This window comes from Amycolatopsis sp. NPDC058986, assembly GCF_042741125.1.
Lineage (GTDB): Bacteria > Actinomycetota > Actinomycetes > Mycobacteriales > Pseudonocardiaceae > Amycolatopsis.
In genome coordinates, this window is sequence record NZ_JBHYJW010000089.1 from 1 (window position 1) to 17,582 (window position 17,582).

General features: G+C 66.8%; 19 protein-coding genes. 7 read left to right on the forward strand and 12 right to left on the reverse strand.

The features are described from left to right. Positions 1–164: 164 nt before the first annotated feature. The 5 genes from ACFW0G_RS42175 to ACFW0G_RS42195 all read right to left on the reverse strand — a co-directional run bounded on the left by ACFW0G_RS42175 (position 165) and on the right by ACFW0G_RS42195 (position 4,464). Positions 165–908 carry a biotin/lipoate A/B protein ligase family protein gene (locus tag ACFW0G_RS42175; protein ID WP_378331170.1) on the reverse strand — a complete coding sequence of 248 codons (744 nt, stop codon included), beginning with the start codon at positions 906–908 and terminating at the stop codon, positions 165–167. After that, positions 905–2,293, reverse strand: coding sequence for an NAD(P)(+) transhydrogenase (Re/Si-specific) subunit beta (locus ACFW0G_RS42180; RefSeq protein WP_378331171.1), 1,389 nt, complete (start codon positions 2,291–2,293; stop codon positions 905–907). The genes ACFW0G_RS42175 and ACFW0G_RS42180 overlap by 4 nt, the downstream gene beginning before the upstream one ends. Beyond that, positions 2,290–2,598 (reverse strand): NAD(P) transhydrogenase subunit alpha, encoded by a 309-nt coding sequence (locus ACFW0G_RS42185; protein ID WP_378331197.1) that lies wholly within the window; start codon positions 2,596–2,598, stop codon positions 2,290–2,292. Before ACFW0G_RS42185 ends, ACFW0G_RS42180 begins: the two co-directional genes overlap by 4 nt. A 5-nt stretch (positions 2,599–2,603) precedes the next feature. Next, positions 2,604–3,713 carry a Re/Si-specific NAD(P)(+) transhydrogenase subunit alpha gene (locus ACFW0G_RS42190; protein WP_378331172.1) on the reverse strand — a complete coding sequence of 370 codons (1,110 nt, stop codon included), beginning with the start codon at positions 3,711–3,713 and terminating at the stop codon, positions 2,604–2,606. 79 nt (positions 3,714–3,792) lie between these two features. Continuing rightward, positions 3,793–4,464 carry a TetR family transcriptional regulator gene (locus ACFW0G_RS42195; protein ID WP_378331173.1) on the reverse strand — a complete coding sequence of 224 codons (672 nt, stop codon included), beginning with the start codon at positions 4,462–4,464 and terminating at the stop codon, positions 3,793–3,795. A 96-nt stretch (positions 4,465–4,560) separates the two neighbouring features. Between ACFW0G_RS42195 and ACFW0G_RS42200 the strand changes: the two genes are divergently transcribed. The 4 genes from ACFW0G_RS42200 to ACFW0G_RS42215 all read left to right on the forward strand — a co-directional run bounded on the left by ACFW0G_RS42200 (position 4,561) and on the right by ACFW0G_RS42215 (position 8,662). Continuing rightward, complete coding sequence (locus tag ACFW0G_RS42200; RefSeq protein ID WP_378331174.1) at positions 4,561–5,664, forward strand: ferredoxin reductase; 1,104 nt, start codon at positions 4,561–4,563, stop codon at positions 5,662–5,664. A gap of 19 nt (positions 5,665–5,683) precedes the next feature. Next, a complete protein-coding gene (locus ACFW0G_RS42205) occupies positions 5,684–6,799 on the forward strand; it encodes a fatty acid desaturase family protein (RefSeq protein WP_378331175.1) in 1,116 nt (371 codons plus the stop codon). Positions 6,800–6,809: 10 nt separating this feature from the next. Next, positions 6,810–7,040, forward strand: coding sequence for a hypothetical protein (locus tag ACFW0G_RS42210; RefSeq protein ID WP_378331176.1), 231 nt, complete (start codon positions 6,810–6,812; stop codon positions 7,038–7,040). A gap of 62 nt (positions 7,041–7,102) precedes the next feature. Beyond that, the gene (locus tag ACFW0G_RS42215) at positions 7,103–8,662 is read left to right on the forward strand and encodes a recombinase family protein (RefSeq protein ID WP_378331177.1); all 1,560 of its coding nucleotides are present in this window, start codon (positions 7,103–7,105) and stop codon (positions 8,660–8,662) included. Positions 8,663–8,714: 52 nt separating this feature from the next. Here the strand turns inward: ACFW0G_RS42215 and ACFW0G_RS42220 are convergent, their stop codons facing one another. From ACFW0G_RS42220 to ACFW0G_RS42245, 6 genes are read right to left on the reverse strand one after another with little or no spacing between them, the layout of a single operon-like run. Then, positions 8,715–8,915 carry a hypothetical protein gene (locus tag ACFW0G_RS42220; RefSeq protein ID WP_378331178.1) on the reverse strand — a complete coding sequence of 67 codons (201 nt, stop codon included), beginning with the start codon at positions 8,913–8,915 and terminating at the stop codon, positions 8,715–8,717. Further along, positions 8,912–11,092 carry a cell division protein FtsK gene (locus tag ACFW0G_RS42225; protein ID WP_378331179.1) on the reverse strand — a complete coding sequence of 727 codons (2,181 nt, stop codon included), beginning with the start codon at positions 11,090–11,092 and terminating at the stop codon, positions 8,912–8,914. The genes ACFW0G_RS42220 and ACFW0G_RS42225 overlap by 4 nt, the downstream gene beginning before the upstream one ends. Continuing rightward, on the reverse strand, positions 11,082–11,888 hold the full coding sequence (locus tag ACFW0G_RS42230; RefSeq protein WP_378331180.1) for a hypothetical protein: 807 nt from the start codon (positions 11,886–11,888) through the stop codon (positions 11,082–11,084). The genes ACFW0G_RS42225 and ACFW0G_RS42230 overlap by 11 nt, the downstream gene beginning before the upstream one ends. Then, positions 11,885–12,223, reverse strand: coding sequence for a hypothetical protein (locus tag ACFW0G_RS42235; RefSeq protein WP_378331181.1), 339 nt, complete (start codon positions 12,221–12,223; stop codon positions 11,885–11,887). The genes ACFW0G_RS42230 and ACFW0G_RS42235 overlap by 4 nt, the downstream gene beginning before the upstream one ends. Further along, the gene (locus ACFW0G_RS42240; protein ID WP_378331182.1) at positions 12,220–12,552 is read right to left on the reverse strand and encodes a WhiB family transcriptional regulator; all 333 of its coding nucleotides are present in this window, start codon (positions 12,550–12,552) and stop codon (positions 12,220–12,222) included. The genes ACFW0G_RS42235 and ACFW0G_RS42240 overlap by 4 nt, the downstream gene beginning before the upstream one ends. After that, complete coding sequence (locus ACFW0G_RS42245; protein ID WP_378331183.1) at positions 12,549–12,743, reverse strand: helix-turn-helix domain-containing protein; 195 nt, start codon at positions 12,741–12,743, stop codon at positions 12,549–12,551. The genes ACFW0G_RS42240 and ACFW0G_RS42245 overlap by 4 nt, the downstream gene beginning before the upstream one ends. A gap of 166 nt (positions 12,744–12,909) precedes the next feature. Between ACFW0G_RS42245 and ACFW0G_RS42250 the strand changes: the two genes are divergently transcribed. Further along, a complete protein-coding gene (locus ACFW0G_RS42250; RefSeq protein WP_378331184.1) occupies positions 12,910–13,296 on the forward strand; it encodes a helix-turn-helix domain-containing protein in 387 nt (128 codons plus the stop codon). Positions 13,297–13,647: 351 nt separating this feature from the next. Continuing rightward, positions 13,648–14,598: a tetratricopeptide repeat protein gene (locus tag ACFW0G_RS42255; RefSeq protein WP_378331198.1), complete on the forward strand. Its 951-nt coding sequence runs from the start codon at positions 13,648–13,650 to the stop codon at positions 14,596–14,598. Here ACFW0G_RS42255 and ACFW0G_RS42260 read toward each other — a convergent pair. Next, entirely contained in the window at positions 14,584–15,132 is a 549-nt protein-coding gene (locus ACFW0G_RS42260) for an NUDIX hydrolase (RefSeq protein ID WP_378331185.1), read from the reverse strand. The two genes, ACFW0G_RS42255 and ACFW0G_RS42260, sit on opposite strands and share 15 nt — an antisense overlap. Before the next feature lie 277 nt (positions 15,133–15,409). Between ACFW0G_RS42260 and ACFW0G_RS42265 the strand changes: the two genes are divergently transcribed. Further along, positions 15,410–17,425, forward strand: a complete 2,016-nt coding sequence (locus tag ACFW0G_RS42265) for a hypothetical protein (protein WP_378331186.1) — start codon at positions 15,410–15,412, stop codon at positions 17,423–17,425. Positions 17,426–17,582 lie beyond the last annotated feature (157 nt).

Here is a 17,582-nt window from a genome sequence, read left to right on the forward strand (position 1 = left end):
CCTCTACGCCATGCTCCGCAACCACACCTACTACCGCCACCCCGAACCCACCACCGCCCCAGCCGCGGCTTGACAACCACATAGGGACACCCCCCCCCCGGTGCACCCGACGCACCCAGGGACGCCCTCGTCGCACCTCGGCGGTGAGTCCGGGACCAGGCCGCTCAGCCGAGCAGCGCGTCGGTGCGCTGCGCGCCGTCGGAATGCCAGCCAGGGTACCGGTACCGCGTGAGCAGCAGCTCCCGCTGTTTGTCCACTTCGGACTGTGCCGGTGGCCGGGGCACCAGCGGGCCGAACACCGCCGAGGCCGCGTCGCGGACGGCGGCCTCGACCGTGGCGAGACCGGGCCGCAGTCCGTGTTCGGCCAGTGACGCGACCGGGCTGCGATGGGAATCCAGCGGACGCGGGTCCGGCGGTGGCCCGGTGAGGTAGGCGCCGACCCGGTCCGCGGCCGTGTCGACGAGCAGGGTCGAATGCGCGAGCAAGCCCGTCTTCGTGCGGAATACGGCGAAACCGCAGAGCTTCGCCTCGCCGACGAACAACCCGCGCTCCCCGATCCTCGCGGGCAGCCCGAGACGCTCGACGGCGGCGCGCATCACGGCGCCGATCGCTTCGAGCGGCCGCTGCGCCGGGTCGGGCAGCACGAGCGTCACGTTGAGATTGCCCGGGTCGTGGAACACCGTCCCGCCACCGCTGGCGCGGCGCAGCACCGGAATCCCGTCCCGCTCGCAGGCCTCGAGCCGGACCTCGCGCGCGAGCTTCTGCCCGCGTCCGACCACGACACACGCCGGATTGCGCCAGAGCCACAGCACCGGCGCCTCCTGCGCGACCCGCAGCAGGGCCTCGTCGAAAGCCAGGTTCTCGGCCGGATCCGCGAAGTCTGCCCGCACATCCGACCCGGGGTTCAAAGTGCTTTCAGCTCCTCGACGATCTCGCCCACCGAGGACTTCGCGTCCCCGAAGAGCATGCTGGTCTTGGGATCGTAGAACAGGTCGTTGTCGATCCCGGCGAAGCCCGAGCTCATGCCGCGCTTGAGCACGATGATCGAACGGCTCTCGCTGACCTTGAGGATCGGCATCCCGTAGATCGGCGAGCCGGGGTCGGTCTCCGCGGCCGGGTTGGTCACGTCGTTGGCACCGATCACCAGCGCGACGTCGGTCTGCGCGAACTCGGAGTTGATCTCGTCCATCTCGCGCAGCTGCTCGTAGGGCACGTCGGCCTCTGCGAGCAGGACGTTCATGTGCCCCGGCATCCGGCCCGCCACCGGATGGATCGCGTAGGCGACAGTGATTCCCTTGGCCTCCAGCAGTTTCGCCATCTCCCGCACCGCGTGCTGGGCCTGCGCGACCGCCATGCCGTAGCCCGGCACGACGACCACCTTGTTCGCGTACGCCATCTGGATCGCGGTGTCGGCGGCGCTGGTACTGCGCACCGGGCGCTGTTCCCCGGACCCGCCGCCGGAGGCGACGGCGGTGCCGCCGCCGAAGCCGCCCGCGACGATCGCCGGGATGGACCGGTTCATCGCCTTGGCCATCAGGTTGGTCAGGATCGAACCGGACGCGCCGACGATCATGCCCGCCACGATGAGCGCGGTGTTGGACAGCGCGAGCCCCATCGCCGCGGCCGAAAGCCCGGTGAACGCGTTGAGCAGCGAGATGACCACGGGCATGTCGGCACCGCCGATCGGCAGTACCACGGTGAGGCCGAGCACGGCCGCGGCCAGCAGCAGCCCGATCATCAGGATCTCGGCGTCCCCGCCGGAGGCGATCCACACCGCGCAGCCGACCGCGACGATCAGCAGGAGCAGGTTGACCGGCTGCTGCGCCTTGCCCATGGTGACCGGCTTGCCGGAGATCAGCTCCTGCAGCTTGCCGAACGCGATCAGCGAGCCCCAGAAGGAGATCGAGCCGATCAGCGCGGCGAAAAGCGAGGCGATCGCGACGTACGCCGGTTCGTGCGCGTAGCCGTCGGTGGTGCGGAATTCGACCCAGGCGATGAGCGCGACCGCGCCACCGCCGACGCCGTTGAACAACGCCACCATCTGCGGCATCGCGGTCATCTTGACCTGGCGCGCGGACGGCACCCCGACCAGCACGCCGATACCGACGCCGAGCACGATCAGCAGCCAGTTGCCCATGCCGGGGGTGAGCAGGGTCGCGATCACCGCGATGCCCATGCCCGTGGCGGCGATCCAGTTGCCGCGCACCGCGGTCCGGGGCCCGGTGAGCCCCATCAGGCCGTAGATGAACAGCGCGAAGGCGATGATGTAGAGGACGGCGATGAGCTCGGTCACTGGTCGCCCTCCTTCTTGTCCGCCTCGGGCTTCTTGCCCTTGAACATGGCGAGCATCCGGTCGGTGACCAGGAACCCGCCGACGACGTTGATCGTGCCGAAGGCGATCGCGATGACGAGCAGGATCCTGTTGAGCACGCCGTCACTGCTGTCGAGACCGAGCACGAGCAGCCCGCCCAGCAGGACGATGCCGTGGATGGCGTTGGTGCCGGACATCAGCGGGGTGTGCAGGGTGTTGGGCACCTTGGAGATCACCGCGAAGCCCACGAATCCGGCGAGCACCAGCACCGCGAGGTTTTCCACCAGTGTCGTCACCGGTCACTCCCGTCCCCGCGCCCGGCCACACAGGCCCCGGCGACGATCTCGTCGGAGAAGTCGAGCGTGAGCCTTCCTTCGCCGTCCACCAGCAGTTCGAGCAGTTCGGTCACGTTGCGGGCGTAGAGCTCGCTGGCGTGCGCGGGCATTTCGGCGGGCAGGTTGAGCGGCCCGGCGATCGTGACGCCGTGCTCGACGACCGTCTCGCCGGGTTTGGTCAGCACGCAGTTGCCGCCGGTTTCGGCGGCGAGGTCCACGACGACCCCGCCGTCGGGCATGCCCTTGACGGCGTCCTCGGTCACCAGCGTCGGCGCCTTGCGGCCCGGCACGAGCGCGGTGGTGATCACGACGTCGAACTTCGTGATCGCCTCGGTGAGCCTGCGTTGCTGCTCGGCTCGTTCCTCCTCGGTCAGCTCTCGGGCGTACCCGCCCTCGCCGACCGCCTCGATACCGAGGTCGAGGAACTGCGCGCCCAGCGAACGCACCTGCTCGCCGACCTCGGGGCGGACGTCGTAGCCGGTGGTCTGCGCGCCGAGCCGCTTCGCCGTGGCGAGCGCCTGCAGGCCGGCGACCCCGGCGCCGAGCACGAGCACCTTCGCCGGGGGCACGGTGCCCGCGGCAGTGGTGAGCATCGGGAAGAACCGGGGCAGGTTCTCCGCGGCGAGCAGGACCGCGCGATAGCCCGCGACGCCGCTCTGCGAGGACAACGCGTCCATCGCCTGCGCGCGGGAAATGCGCGGGATGGCCTCGACGGCGAACGCGCGTACACCGGCTTTCTCCAGCGCCGCCACGCCGTCCGGATCACCGCGGGGATTGAGGAATCCAATGAGGACGGTCCCGGCCCCGAGCCGCGCGAGCTCGTCCGCCGTGGGGGCCGCCACCTTGACCACGATGTCGGCGTCCCACGCGTCCCCGAGTTCGGCACCCGCCTGTTCGAACGCGTCGTCGGACACGTACGCGGCCGCACCGGCACCCGATTGGACTACGACCTTCAGACCGCGGCCGGCCAGTCTGCCCACCAGCTTGGGCACGAGCGCCACCCGGCGCTCACCCGGCCTGGATTCGGCGACAACGCCCACTGTGAGCCGCTTTTCGTTCTCCGCCACGCGAGGTCCTCTCAGATGAGATCCCGATCACGTCTGCGAGGTTCTTACCACGTCTGGCGGTGCGGGGACATGCCCGAAGTCAGCGGCTGATCCAGTGCGGTACTCCGGAGAGGAGGAATCGGAGCCGCTTTTCGGCCAGTTCGATGAGGCGTTCGTCGGTTCCCTTGTCACGCGGCTGCGTTTCGAGCAGCTCCAGCACCGTGGCCAGCATCGCGGTGACGATGAGCTCGGCGAGCATGTGCAGGTCCTCGGTGGTCCAGGTGCGCAGCTGATCGAACCGGGCGAGGTCGATCGCGAGATCGCTGGAGAACAACCGCAGCTCCACGCCGATCGCACGGGCCACCGGACCACTGCCGCCGTAGCGTTCCCTGGTCAGGAACCGGAAATGGTCCTCGTGTGCGCGCACGTGCTCGTGCAGCGTGCACACCGAGGCCTCGATCAGCTGCTCGTGGTCACCCGGACGGCGGCGCGCGTCGCGGATCATCCCGCGCAGCGTGCGCATGGACTCCTCCACCAGCGCGACGCCGAGTTCCTCCATCGAGGCGAAATGCCGATAGAACGCCGTCGGCACGATGCCCGCCCGTTTGGCGACCTCGCGCAGCGAAAGGCTCGCGAAGCCGCGGTCGGCCAGCAGGTCCAGCGCGGCGTCGAGCAGAGCCTGCCGCGTGCGCTGCTTGCGCTCCTGCCTGCTCACCGGCTCCACCGCTTCCGACACGACCGACAGCGTACGGGCGTTCGCGGTATCGCTCACGTCACATCCGCCTTCTTCCGTTCCGACATTGACAGCGCCCCCCGTCATGCACTCCACTATTCAGTGTACAGCCGTTCACTCAATTCGGGAGATGTGATGACGGCACTGCTGCCACGAACCGGCCGCGTCCGCGCGCTGGCGTCGCTGGCCGAGGCCCTGCTGACGCCGCACGGCATGGACCGCTACCTCGAGCTGCTCGACCCGATGCTGGTGCGCCGCGAGATCCGCGGCCTCGTGACGGACGTGCGACACCAGACGCCGGACACGGTGACCCTCACCGTCCGGCCGTCGAGGGCGTGGCGAGGATTCACCGCGGGCCAGTACGTCCGGGTGACACTCGACATCGACGGGGTCCGGCGCACCCGCTGCTATTCGCCGTCGTGCTCTCAGCACCGGGCGGACGGCCTGCTCGAGTTCACGATCAAGGCCGACCCGCAGGGCCTGGTTTCCCGGCACCTCAAGGCGAACGCCGGGGTCGGCACGATACTCGGACTGTCCACTGCGGACGGTGCGTTCACGCTGCCGCGGGCGCGGCCGGACCGCGTCGTGCTGATCAGCGGCGGCAGCGGGATCACGCCGGTGCTCTCGATGTTGCGCACGCTCGTCGACGAAGGTCACCCCGGCGAAATCGTCTTCCTGCACTACGCGAACACCGCGGCCGACGTGCTCTACCGCGACGAACTCGCGTCGCTGTCCGCACGGCACCCCGCGTTGCGCGTCGTCCACGCCTACACCCACGCCAAGCGCGGCGCGACCCTGCACGGGTTCTTCTCCGCGCGGCATCTGGCGAAGGCCGCGCCGTGGTACCGGGACGCCGAAACCTACCTGTGCGGGCCGAAACCGCTGATGGACTCGGTCCGCGAGGTGTACGCCGGGGCCGGGCTGAGTGAACGCCTGCACACCGAGGAGTTCACTCCCCCGGCGCTGACCTTCGACACGGACAGCGCCGAGGGCCGCGTGCGGTTCGCCCGCAGCGGCCGGGAATGCGAGAACTCCGGCGTCCCGCTGCTGGAGCAGGCCGAGGCCGCCGGGCTGCGCCCGGAACACGGCTGCCGGATGGGCATCTGCTTCTCGTGCACGCGGGTCAAGACCGCGGGCCAGGTACGCAACGCCAGGACCGGCGAGGTCTCCGGCGAAGAGAACGAGGAAATCCAGCTGTGCATCTCCGTCCCGGTCGGGGACGTCGAGATCGACTTGTGAGCCGTAAGGAGCGTTTGTCATGACCGGTCTGCAGGACCGCCTCACCCCGCAACAGGTCGAGGATTTCGGCCGCGAACTCGACGAGCTGCGCCAGCGGATCGTCGACGACCTCGGCCAGGCCGACGTCGACTACATCCACAACATCATCAAGACGCAGCGCGGCCTTGAGGTCGCCGGGCGCGCGTTGCTGTTCGCCGGGTTCTTCCCGCCCGCGTGGCTCGCCGGGGTCACCGCGCTCTCGGTCGCGAAGATCCTGGACAACATGGAGATCGGGCACAACGTGATGCACGGCCAGTACGACTGGACCCGTGATCCGGCGCTGAGCTCGCAGCAGTTCGAATGGGACACCGTCGCGCCCGCGGAGAACTGGCGGCATTCGCACAACTACATCCACCACACGTACACGAACATCGTCGACAAGGACCGCGACGTCGGCTACGGAATCCTGCGCATGGACCCGGCGCAGAAATGGCATCCGTACTACCTGGGCAACCCGGTGTACGCGACGTTGCTGGCGATCCTCTTCGAGTGGGGTGTGATGCTGCACGACCTCGAAGTCGAGAAGGTCGTCAAGGGCGAGCGGACGTTCGAAGAGAACCGCCCGGTCCTGAAGAAGATCGTGCGCAAGGCGGCCCGGCAGATCGGCAAGGACTACGTGCTCTTCCCGCTGCTGACAGGCCCGCTCGCACCGCTGACGCTCCTGGGCAACGCGACCGCGAACCTGACCCGCAACCTGTGGGCGTTCGCGATCATCTTCTGCGGCCACTTCCCCGCCGACGTCGAAAGCTTCTCCGAGGAGGAGACCGCCGAAGAGACGCGGGGCCAGTGGTACCTGCGGCAGATCCTCGGCTCGGCGAACATCAGCGGCAGCCCGCTGTTCCACATCATGAGCGGGAACCTCTCGCACCAGATCGAGCACCACCTGTTCCCGGACATCCCGGCGCGGCGCTACCCCGAGATCGCCGGCGAGGTCCGGGCGATCTGCGAGAAGTACGGCCTGCCGTACCACACGGGCCCGCTGCACCGGCAGCTCTGGTCGGTGGCGAAGAAGATCGTGAAGCTGGCGCTGCCGTGGACCGGTGAGCGGGCCACACCCGCTACCGTGGACCGTGACCGTGCACTCCGAGCAGCTTAAGGAACCTGTCATGGTGGGTCAGTTCGAGAGCGGCAAGGACACAGTTCAGGTGATCACCGAATCGGCGGCTACCCACATCGGGAACATCGCCACCATCATCACCGGCGCGATCCGCGGCATCGCCCGCGAAACCGGCGAGCTGCTGACCGACGTCATCGAGATGCGGGAGGCCTCGGCACGTGCCCGCGCCGACCACGAGTCCCAGCGGCCCGAGGAAGCGGTGGCACCCCGCGAGGACTAGCGCGGCCGAGCGCCCCAATGTGGCATTGGCGACCCATGTTTTGTTGACCTACTGTCGGAGCCATGGCGGACGACGACAAGGTTACTGCTGGTCAAGGCAGGCGGCCGTTGGTGCTGGACTCCTACGGCCGCCTGTCGAAGGTCCCAGAGACCGGTGAGCTGGAGAAGGTTGAAGACCAGCACGCCGACAACCGGAAGGTGATCGAGCGGGTCGGCGGTGTGCTCGGGCTGGAGCTGTCGGACGGGCTGTCGGCATGGAAGCGCGGCGTCCGTCGCAAGGACTGGGAGCGGCTGCTCGCGCGGGTCGAGTCCGGCGAGTCGGACGGGTGCGTGGTGTGGCACACCGACCGGCTGTTCCGGCAGCCGCGCGACCTCGAAACGCTGATCGATCTCGCCGAGCATGGCTACAAGGTGTACTCGGCGCACGGTGAGCGTGACTTGGCCAATCCGGATGACCGGTTCATCCTGCGGATCGAGGTGGCGCATGCCGCGCGATCTAGTGATGACACCTCACGGCGGCTGAAGCGGCGGTTCGAGACCTTTCGGGCGCAGGGCCGGTCGACCGGTGGCCCGCGTCGGTTTGGGTTTCCGGGTAAGGACCAGACCTGGACCCCCGGCGACGGCCAGACGGACGCGGACCGTCCCGAGGTCTCGGCGGAGCTGGTCGAGCGGGAACGGCAGGCGCTGCGAGACGGGGCGAAACTGTTGCTGTCCGAGGACGGCTCGATGGGCAAGGTGGTGGCCCAGTGGAACGCGGCTGGCATCCGCACGGCGGCGGGCCGCGAGTGGGTGCACGCGTCGGCGTCGGCGACCTTCCAGCGCGCTTCACTCGGCGGTTACGTCGTCCATGATGGGGCAATCGTCGGCCGGTTGGAGGGCGAGCCGATCTTGGACCAGCGCACCTATGACCGCATTCAGGCGCTGTTCGCCGGGCGCAAACGCGGACGGGTCGCTGGGCTGGGACACATCGGGACCGGCATTCTGCGGTGCGGGGTGTGCGGCCGAAAGCTGACCGCGCGCACCGACAAGTCGAAGACGTACAAGCAAGACGGGGCGCCTCGGGCGGTGTACTTCTGCGCGAAGCAGCGGCGCGGGTGCGGAAAAGTCTTCATCGATCAGCGTGCAGTGGACGCGGAGTTGCTGACCTTCACCGTCGAACGGCTGTCCGATGAGCGCCACGCCGCGCAGGTCACCGCGCTGCGATCCCAGGTCGCCGAACGGTTGAAGGAGCTGGACGCAGAGATCAAGGAGATCAAGGCGCTGCAGGCGGGGCTGTCGGACCGGGTAGGGCACCGGAAGATGTCGCTGGACGAGTTCGACATCGCGAACGAGCCGCTTGCGGCTGACCTGGCGCGGCTGAGTGCTGAGCAGAAGACGTTGGAAGCTGAGGTGCCAGAGGGCCCTACTGAGGCAGCGTCGGAAGCCAGCCTCGTTGCTGACTGGGAGGACGGTGATCTCGTCGAGAAACGCGCGATGCTGACCCGGGCGATCGGATCGGACAGGCTATGCGCGCTGCCTGGCGTTCGCACCGGTAAGCGCGTGTTCGATCGGACGCGGCTCAAGCCGTTCACCTCGAAGCAGTTCGCAAAGCTTGTCGCCGACTGGAACTCAACGCAGGCGTAGAAGCACATAAGGCAGTGGGCAAGCCGAGATGCTCGGGTTGCCCACTGCCGTTTCACTGCCCGTCGTTGGTTCGTCGGCGGTTATCGATGCGGCGGAGGATGGCGGCGACGTCTGCGATTTCCTCGCTGGTCATGGGCTTCATGGCCGCCACGATGGGGCGCCAGTAGGCGCGGGACTCCTCGCTGATCTGTGATGTTGTGCGCTGTGCGGGCACCTCCGGTTCGTCGTTGTCGCGCGGGTGGCCATCCGTCATCCAGCGCCATCCCGCAAGGTGCCCGCATCGTCGTAGTCACCCGATGACACGCGCGCAACGGCGGCCCGGATCTCGGCGACCAGGTAGCCGCGAACGCGCTTCACCGTGCCGTCCGCGTCCTGCACCCGATCGCGAGTTGGGCGGCAGCCGTAGTCGCCCATTTGCCGCCCGAACGCGGTCGCCTCAATGTCGAGCGCTTCGACCAGCTCGGCAGTCGGTACGAACTCCCGGTCGCCGTCGTCCAGGTCGTCGCCGAGGTAGGCGGCCACGGACGCGAGCGGTTCGGGCAGCTCGGCCGGCGTGGCCGCTTCAGGCGCCGGGGTGGTTCCGGCGCCGATGGCACGCGCTACGGCGGCGTGGTCGAGCGTGGGTCGGGTGTCCTGCCCGTTCGCGTGGCCGGTGAGCGTCCCAGCTTCCATCCGTAGTGCCCGGCCTTGCTGGCAGATGGTCTGCCAGTCCTCGTTCGGCATGTAGTAGGTCCGGACCGTGGTGGCGAGGACGTCGGCCCCGGCCGCTGTGTCGCCGTCCGGGCGGAGGATGCCCACGCCTTTGTGGGAGGGCAGCAGCCGGGATGAGTCAAACCCGCGCGTGTTCATCTGCTCGCCGAGCACGATGTTCGAGTCGCGCCAGTCCATCACCCGCAGCGCGAACCGCGACCCAAGGACCGCGCGCAGCCCGGACGGGATCGTCTTCGAGTCCGGTCGCTGCGTGGCGAGCACGAGCACGATCCCGGCCGCCGGTCCTTTCTTCGCCAACCAGGTCAGCAACTCGCCGACGTACTCACCCGCCGGAACCTTCTTCCCCTGCACCACCACAGGCGTCCGGTCCTCCAACGGCACCTGCACCTCATCGATGAACACGGCCGTGATCGGCATGTCCAACGTGGAGTCGCGCGACATCTCCGGAGTCACTTTGGACTCCGGACAGGTCAGGTCGTCCAGATGCCGCATCCGCCGGAACCTGCCCTGAACCTCGCCGACCAGCTCGACCAGCCAGTCCACCAACGTGAGGACGTGCTCGGGTTCGTCGCCGGACATGAACCGGTGCGCGACCTGGCCGGCGGCGTCCCAGTCCTTCCCGGCCTTGAAGTCGGCCACGTACAGCCGCACCCACGCGTCCAGGATCAGCCCGGCAGCCGCGAGCCTCGCGGCGAACGTCTTCCCCTGCCGAGGGATCGCACCCACAAGCAGCGACGTCCACACCAACGGTAGGTCGATCCGCCGGTCCCGGGCATCCCGGCCGAACGGCACCGGCCGCCACGCATCCCAGCGCGATACCCCGAGCAGCGGCGTCCGGACCGGCGGCTTGCTGTAGGGGTCCTCGTCGGCTACCCACATCGACACCCGACCGGCGTGCCCGCCGTTGCCCCGGACGCGTTCCACGATGAGCTGCACCTCATCGACCGCCAGCGCCGACGCGAGCGCGTCCCGGTTTTTCACCACGTCGGCGGCCTTACGGGTCGCCGGGAGATCGACCGTAACCGCCCATCCGTCGCCGACCCGCGTAGCCCGCTCGACCAGCCGCAAGGACTCGTCCTTGCCGATCAGCTTCGCGTCCCGGAACGCGTCCACCAAGACTTGCGGGTCCATCGTCCAGGTCAGAGTCCGTGGACCAGCCAAGGCCGGTTTCCGGCCCGGGCTCCCGTCTTTGCGACGCCCAAGGACCGCCAACGCAACCGACGCGACGCCACCGGCGATAAAGAGTGGATCGGCGCCGTACACGAGATCCACCACCGCCACTGCCAGCGCGAGGATGGCGAGCACGGCGCCGGTGACCTTCCACCGGAACAGGGTGAGTTCGCGGATCTCGGTGAACTTGTCGGCGAGCTTGTCCGACTCCTCGGCCGCCGTGCGGTAGTCCCGCACCTTCACCCAGCCTCGCCACCACCGGGCGCCGACGACGACGCCGCGCACCACGGCGCCGAGGTACCGCCACGGTGACTTGAGCACCCAGACGACGCCATCCTTGGCAGCCTGGACGGCTTGCGGCTTGCTCTTGAGCCACAGCGGAACGCGGGGCGAGTGCTGCCACCATCGCGCAAACCGGCGTCGGGCGGTCCGGTGGCGCGGTTGCGGCAACGTGTCATCGATCAACTCGCCGTCGAGCACCGGCCCGACATGCTCGACTTCCCGCGAGCCCGTCCGGGCCAGCGCACCCCCTTCCGGTTCAGTGTTCATCGCGGGCCCCCTTGCTCACTTCGGCGGCGAGGGCGGCTGCGAGCCGGGAGGACAGACCGCGCGAGCAGCCGGTGACCTCTCGCACCCACGCCGGGGTCACGACGACGTCGGGTGACCAGGCTCGTCGAGCGTCGGCGAGGTAGTCGGCGAACCACCGCCGTCGCTTGACCGGTTGCTCACGGCGGGGCGCAGCCGGTTCATGACCGCTCGCCGGTTTCGTGGCAGTCGTGAACGCAACGTGCACGGCGTCGGTGAGCTTGTCGCGCAGGTCGGTGACCGCCTCGGCGGCCACGAACACGACCAGCGGCGGTACCGAGTGCAGCACCACCCCGGCCGGCGACCCGCTCGCCCACGATGACCAGGTGTTCATGACGTACGTGGCGGCCAGCGTGAGCCACTTCGCCGCACGGACCCACCGCCCGGTCCGGACCTGGTACCGCGCGGTCACCTGCTCCGCCCGCAGGATCGCGAGCAGGACCAGGCACACCGTCGGGTCGAGCAGCCATGCCGTGAGCCACGGCAGCGAGCCGAACGCGGCCCCGGACGCGGCGAACCACTGCACGTTAGCCGTGGTAAACGCCAGGCCCAGGATGATCCCGGCCCAGCACAGCCGGTCCACCTGCGTGCGGACGCGTTCGACCTGCAAGGCCACCACGTCCGGGTGGGTCTGCCAGCGGCGGACGTCGGCCGCCTCGGCAGCCTGCTCGGCAAGCCGCTGCGCCCGGCTCGGTGTAGCGGGAGTGGGCAGCCGCCGGACGGTGGCCGGCCCTCCCTGTTGCCGATCGGTTGCGGTCATCGGCGACCACCACCCCGGCGACGCGTGCTGGTGGTGTCCAGCGACGTGACCGTCAGGGCACGGGTCAGGACGTGCGCAGCGATCAGGTCCGGCAGGCCCAGCACCACGAGCAGCAATGTCGGGTTACCCGGGTGCGTGATCACCAGCCACTGAACGCCCATGAACGCAGCACCCGTGAACAGCACCCGCCCGGCGAGCGACACCACCCGGGCGCCCGCCCGGGCCGCGTCGGCCGCCCGGCGCGCTTTCCGCGCACCGAACCGCCACACCACGAACAGCGCGAGCAGGACACCGGCCCCGGCGAGGATCTGTGTCGGCATGAGGGTGAGCGTCATCGCGCCTCACCTCCACGGCGTCGCAGCCACACCGGGTAGAGCGCGCGCCGGTCGGTGTCTGGCAGTGCGCCCCAGACGCCGAGCATGTCCGGCCCGGCGGTGCGCAGGTCGAGTTCCACGCATTCGTCGACCACCGGGCATCCGGCGCACAGCTGGGCGGCCAGCTCCCTGTCCGGCGGGTCGTCCCCGGTCAGTTCGGGCATGTCGGCCCGGTCGAACGCCCAGAAACACAGACCGTCCCTGGTCACCAGGTTCGTGAGCGCGTCGTCCGGCACGTCGGCGTACCGGTCGAGCCGGGCGGCCATCTCCTCGTAGTTGGGTTCGGTCATCGCGCACCCCCGTCGAGCACACGCCGCAGCTCGGCGGCGGAGATGACGAGCCGGGAGCGGCGCCGCTCTGCGCGCAGCGAACCGACCCGGATAGCGCGATGGATCTCGTTGCAGTCGACGCCGAGAATCCACGCGGCGTCGGCCAGTGAGTAGAACGCCGGACCGCCGGCGTCAGGAATGTTCTTCTGCATTGAAGTAAGCCCTTAGAGTCGTTCAGCTGATTTGAGCTGGAAAAAAAAGCTGATTTAGTCGCATGTGGCGCGAGAATGGCCCGAATGCGCGACGCGGTGTCGATCTCGGCGCCGCGGATTCCGTTAAGCGCTAATCTCGGCGCTGAGGCGGACCACGGAGGAATAGGTGTCGGAAGACTGGGCGGCGGTCGCGAAGACCATCAACGAGCGCGTGAACGAGCTCGGATGGAAGCAACGCGAGCTTGCCGAACGCTCGCAGGTCTCCCAGGCGATCGTCCGCGAAATCCAGAACCACACCGTGGAGCGCAAGCGCAGCGACCGCACCCTTGAAGCTTTGGCCGTCGCGCTCGGCCTCCACCCGCAGCACCTGCTCGCCGTGCTGCACGGCCGCATCCCGCCGGCCCTGGGCCAGCCCCGCGAGGACATGGAAGACGCCGTGTCGGCACGGCTGGCAGTCATCGAGCAGCGGCTGTCGCAGATCACCGAGCAGCTCGCCGACCTGACGACAGATATCGCCGAATTGGTACGCCGTGACAGGACTCCCGGCGCCTAGCTTGAATCCGTTTTCCCGGTCGGCCGCCGTGGCCGCTCGGGAGGAGTTCGCGTCGTGTGTCATGCCACTAAGAAACGGCATTTCAGCGCTGCCCGGGAGCTGGCAGCGGATGACACAGCCCGTGTTAACCTCTGTTATTTCCGCAGGTAGAGGCTGTTATCAGGGTGTCGGCGTATGACGTCGACAAGCCTCTTGCAAGCGGCACGGAACGCGCTCGGGTGGAGTCAGGAAAAGCTCGCGCGGGCAATCAATGCCCGCGCTCCGGCACACGGACTCTCGGAACGTCCGATCGCGAGCCGGAAGACCGAGATATCCCGCTGGGAGAACGGCCACATCACGCCGGAACCCGCGATGCGCGCCGTTCTACGCGAGATCTACGGCCGCACCGACGACGAACTCGGGTTCCCGCCCGACCAACCCGCCATCGGCGAGGAGTTGGCCGAGCGGCTCGTCATCGCCCGCCGTGTCGACGCCGAGACCATCGCGCTGTTCCGCCGAGAGGTCGACGGCGTTCGCCACGCCGACCGCCGGTTCGGCTCCGCCGCAAGGCTGGAGCGGCTACGCGGCCAAATCACCGAGGTAGAAGACCGACTTCGGCACACGCTGCTGCGCCGCGACCGGGCGCCACTGGCCGGGGTGCTCGTCGAAGCGTCCACGCTCGCCGGGTGGAACTCCCTGGACATCGGCTCACTCAGCCAGGCATGGACACACTACGAACGCGCGAAGTCCGCCGCACTGGAATCCGGATCGGCGGCGCTGCTCGCCCATGCCACGGCCGAGCAGGCGTTCGTGCTGGTCGACGCTGGCAACGTCGACGACGCGCTAGCCCTGTTCGCCGAAGCGCGGTCGATCGGCGAGCATGCGCCTCGCCTGTTGCGCGCGTGGCTCGCGGCCGCCGAGGGAGAAGGCCACGCCGTAGCCGGCCGCCGCGACGACGCACTACGCGCGTTCGACGAAGCGGACACCCTGCGACCATCCGAGGTCGTCCACCCCGAACTGCCGTTCCTCTTCCTCGGCGGCACCCACCTGGACCGATGGCGCGGCAACGCGCTCGTGCACCTCGGCGCACCGGAAGCGATCGACCACCTCGAAGCGCTGGTCGACGGCGCACAGTCGTCGTTCGTCCGCGCAAGTGCGGCCGTGTACGTCGACCTCGCCCTTGCTCACAGCGTAGCCGGGGACCGCGAAGCCGCCCGGACTTACGCACAGCAGGCCCGGCGGATCATCTCTCAGGTCGGGTCTGTACGGCTCCGTCGTCGCCTTGAACGGCTCGTCCTGCCCGGCGACTCACGCTCGGCGTGAGTTCAGGTAATAGAGCAGAGACACAAGTGTGCCGGACCCGAGCAGTTCCTGTCGCTGGGCCAGCTCGTTCACGCGGGACAGCGGCACCCACTCCACCCGGCCTACCTCTTCGGTGTCGGTCGGATCGCCGATGTGCTCGGCCGCGCGCCATAGATAGACGTCGACCGGCGCTGTGACCTGGCCGGGCAGCGGCTCGAAGCTGACCAGGTGTTCAGGCTCTCCGATCGGTTGCCAGCCGCTCTCCTCGGCTGCCTCCCGGGCCGCTGTACCCGCCGAGTCGTCGCCGTCATCGACCATGCCTCCGAGCAGCTCATATCCCCACTGCTCGGTGGCGAAGCGGTAGCGCCAGAGCATGAGCGCTTCGTCCTGCTCGTTCACGATCAGCGCGATGGCGATCCGCGCGAGGTGGACTACGTGGTAGTCCCACCGCTCGCCGTTCGGAGCCTCGACGTCCGTCAACCCAACCTTGACCCACCGGTTGTCGTAGACCAGCCGCTCACCGAACGTCTTCCACGACCCATGCTCGTCAGCCACGCCGCGCAGCCTACGACGTCACGAAGGGTCGCGGCAGTATGCGGTCGAAGCTCAACTCTCGCCGATGACCTCAACCGTGCACTCGCTAATCGCTGGTCAGCAAGCTCGCAGCAGCTGACATACACCGAGGCCAGAAGGTCGGCAATACACAGAACAAGTGGACATCACGTGAGCAGGTTACGGCAGTAAATGCTGTAACACATAGTTAGCGATGCTCGATACTGGACTACGGAAGGTCAAGTCGGAAGCAACGTGTCTGCGGCGATTGGTAGTAATCATGACATCGGATTCAGACCAGGAAGGCGCAGCAGACTCCGCCAGTCATCGCTTCGAGCTGAGCCTCAGCTTCTCTCAAATACGGTGCCAGCGTTGTGGCGTTAACAGAATACGCGGCGTTGCCTGCCCCGACTGCGGCGCGGCGGCCGCTCCGCAAGAATTCGACGCTAAGCGGCAAAAACGACAAAAGGTTGCGCGCGCTGCGCTCGCTCGACTAGAGCTAAGCGTCGATGACGACACTATTCCAATAGTACCACCAGGCGAGATCGCGAATATACTAATTGAGGTTCTGGACGAGGTCCTCGACGATGTCTTTGTCTCTTTGCGTACGGCGTTGCGCGATTCCGCGCGAGTCGATGAATTAAATAAATCAATCGACACTTTGCGATACTGCTCCGCCCTGGTAGCTTCATTGAAGCATCTTCGACCTTGGTATCGACTAATTGCTAGTGCTGCCGCGCTTGTTGATGAGTTGAGACAGACGGTGGTTGGGTTTCTGAACGCAGTACTTGCAGAGACGCCGCTGGAGGCGCAGCGTGCCGCCGAGGCCGGGCAGGGACACTTGAATGAAGCAGCAAGGCTAATACCGGAAATGATGGGGTCGGCAAAGGTGTGGACTGCCGGCGGTGACTCTGTCGGCGAACTCATGACGGTTGCCCTCAACGCTAGTTTGCAGGATACGAGTTCCGCGAACGTGTTCGAGTTGGACGCGATTGGCCGCAATAGGGGTCTAGAAATTTTCGGAACCGACGTGGAAATCGGTCCAGGTCTCGGGATTATGATCGCGATCCAAGATGCGATAGCAAAACAATTTTTCGATGTAGCGAACTTTGAGAACATCATGCGGGAGTCGCGAGCATTTCTGACAAGTCGACCAGCTAAACTGCAGGAGACACTGAATAGCTCACACTTGAAATCCGACCTAACCGAGGCGGCAGCTACCCAAACCACAGCTTCCATGCTGCTATCCGTGATCGAAGCAGCAAAGTTGCCCAACCACGCGAATGTGATGGCAATGATCGATCTGGGCAAAACAGCGATGGAGAGCCTCGGGAAGCGCGTGACGGCGGCAATCCAGTCTGTAGCTGGCAGATCTTCCTATGATCGACTCAGGACTAGTGACATGTCCGGCGTGCTCAATAATGCGCAACGTGGATCAGCTGGAAGCGTACTTTCCGGGCTCGACCTGGCAATCCGCCATGCTGGCGCACACGCCGACTTCAAGGTTCAAGTAGACCATGTTGTGCTCACGCCGAGCAGTAGACCCGTCGAATTACGGTTCGACGAGTTTACCGACTACTTCATTCGCAACATCGAAGTTGTTTGCGCCAACTACATAGCCTTGATCGTTGCGGCCAGCCAGAATGGTGTCGATCTTGCGGATTTGAGCATGCTTGACGCACTCGGCTTGAGTCTAGAAGAAAAAGTCAATCTGATGCTACATGCACACGGATGGCAGACTTATGAAGTCTCGTTGTCAGATGGTGAGCTGATAGTCCATTCAATCTTGAGCCCTGACTGCCCGTTTATGGAGCCTGCGCATCTGTTAGCAAATTCTGTACTTCCCGAGGAGATTGAGCGAATGACACTCTATGTCGGCACGCTTAATGGGCCTCGGCACACGCTGGAGGGTCCGGTCGCAGTATGTCGAAGTGAAGCCTGGGATGTCGAAAACCTCGTCGAAATGGGCGCCCTGTGGCGTATCGACGGACGCCCTCTGATATACCCGGAAGTGCTGCGCAACTGGATATCAGGCCAATGCATCGAAGCTGGCAACCTATCGATTGCTGATGCCGTTAAACGGCTTCGACGTTTGCGCGCTACGGCCACAGCGGCCGAGGATAGCGAGTTAGCCGCAGCAGTGGAAGCGCGCATCAGAGAAGTCCGAAGCAACCCTGTTCTCGAGCTAGAAAACAATCGCACCAGTCCCACGCGGGCATTATACGACTGGCGATCCAGTCGCCCTTCGCTTAAGCGCGGTTTGATGATCAATAGCCTTGCCGCACTAGCTGCTTGAACTCCCAATAGGAAACTATCATCACGTCGCTTAGCGTCAGTCCGACGAATGGTCACGCGGTCGTGGTACAATGCGAGGGCGGTTCGGCCACTTGCTCAGGTTTCCTGGGCAGTGCTGATAGATGGCGACGCTATGTCGTTCACCTCTAGGGGTGAGG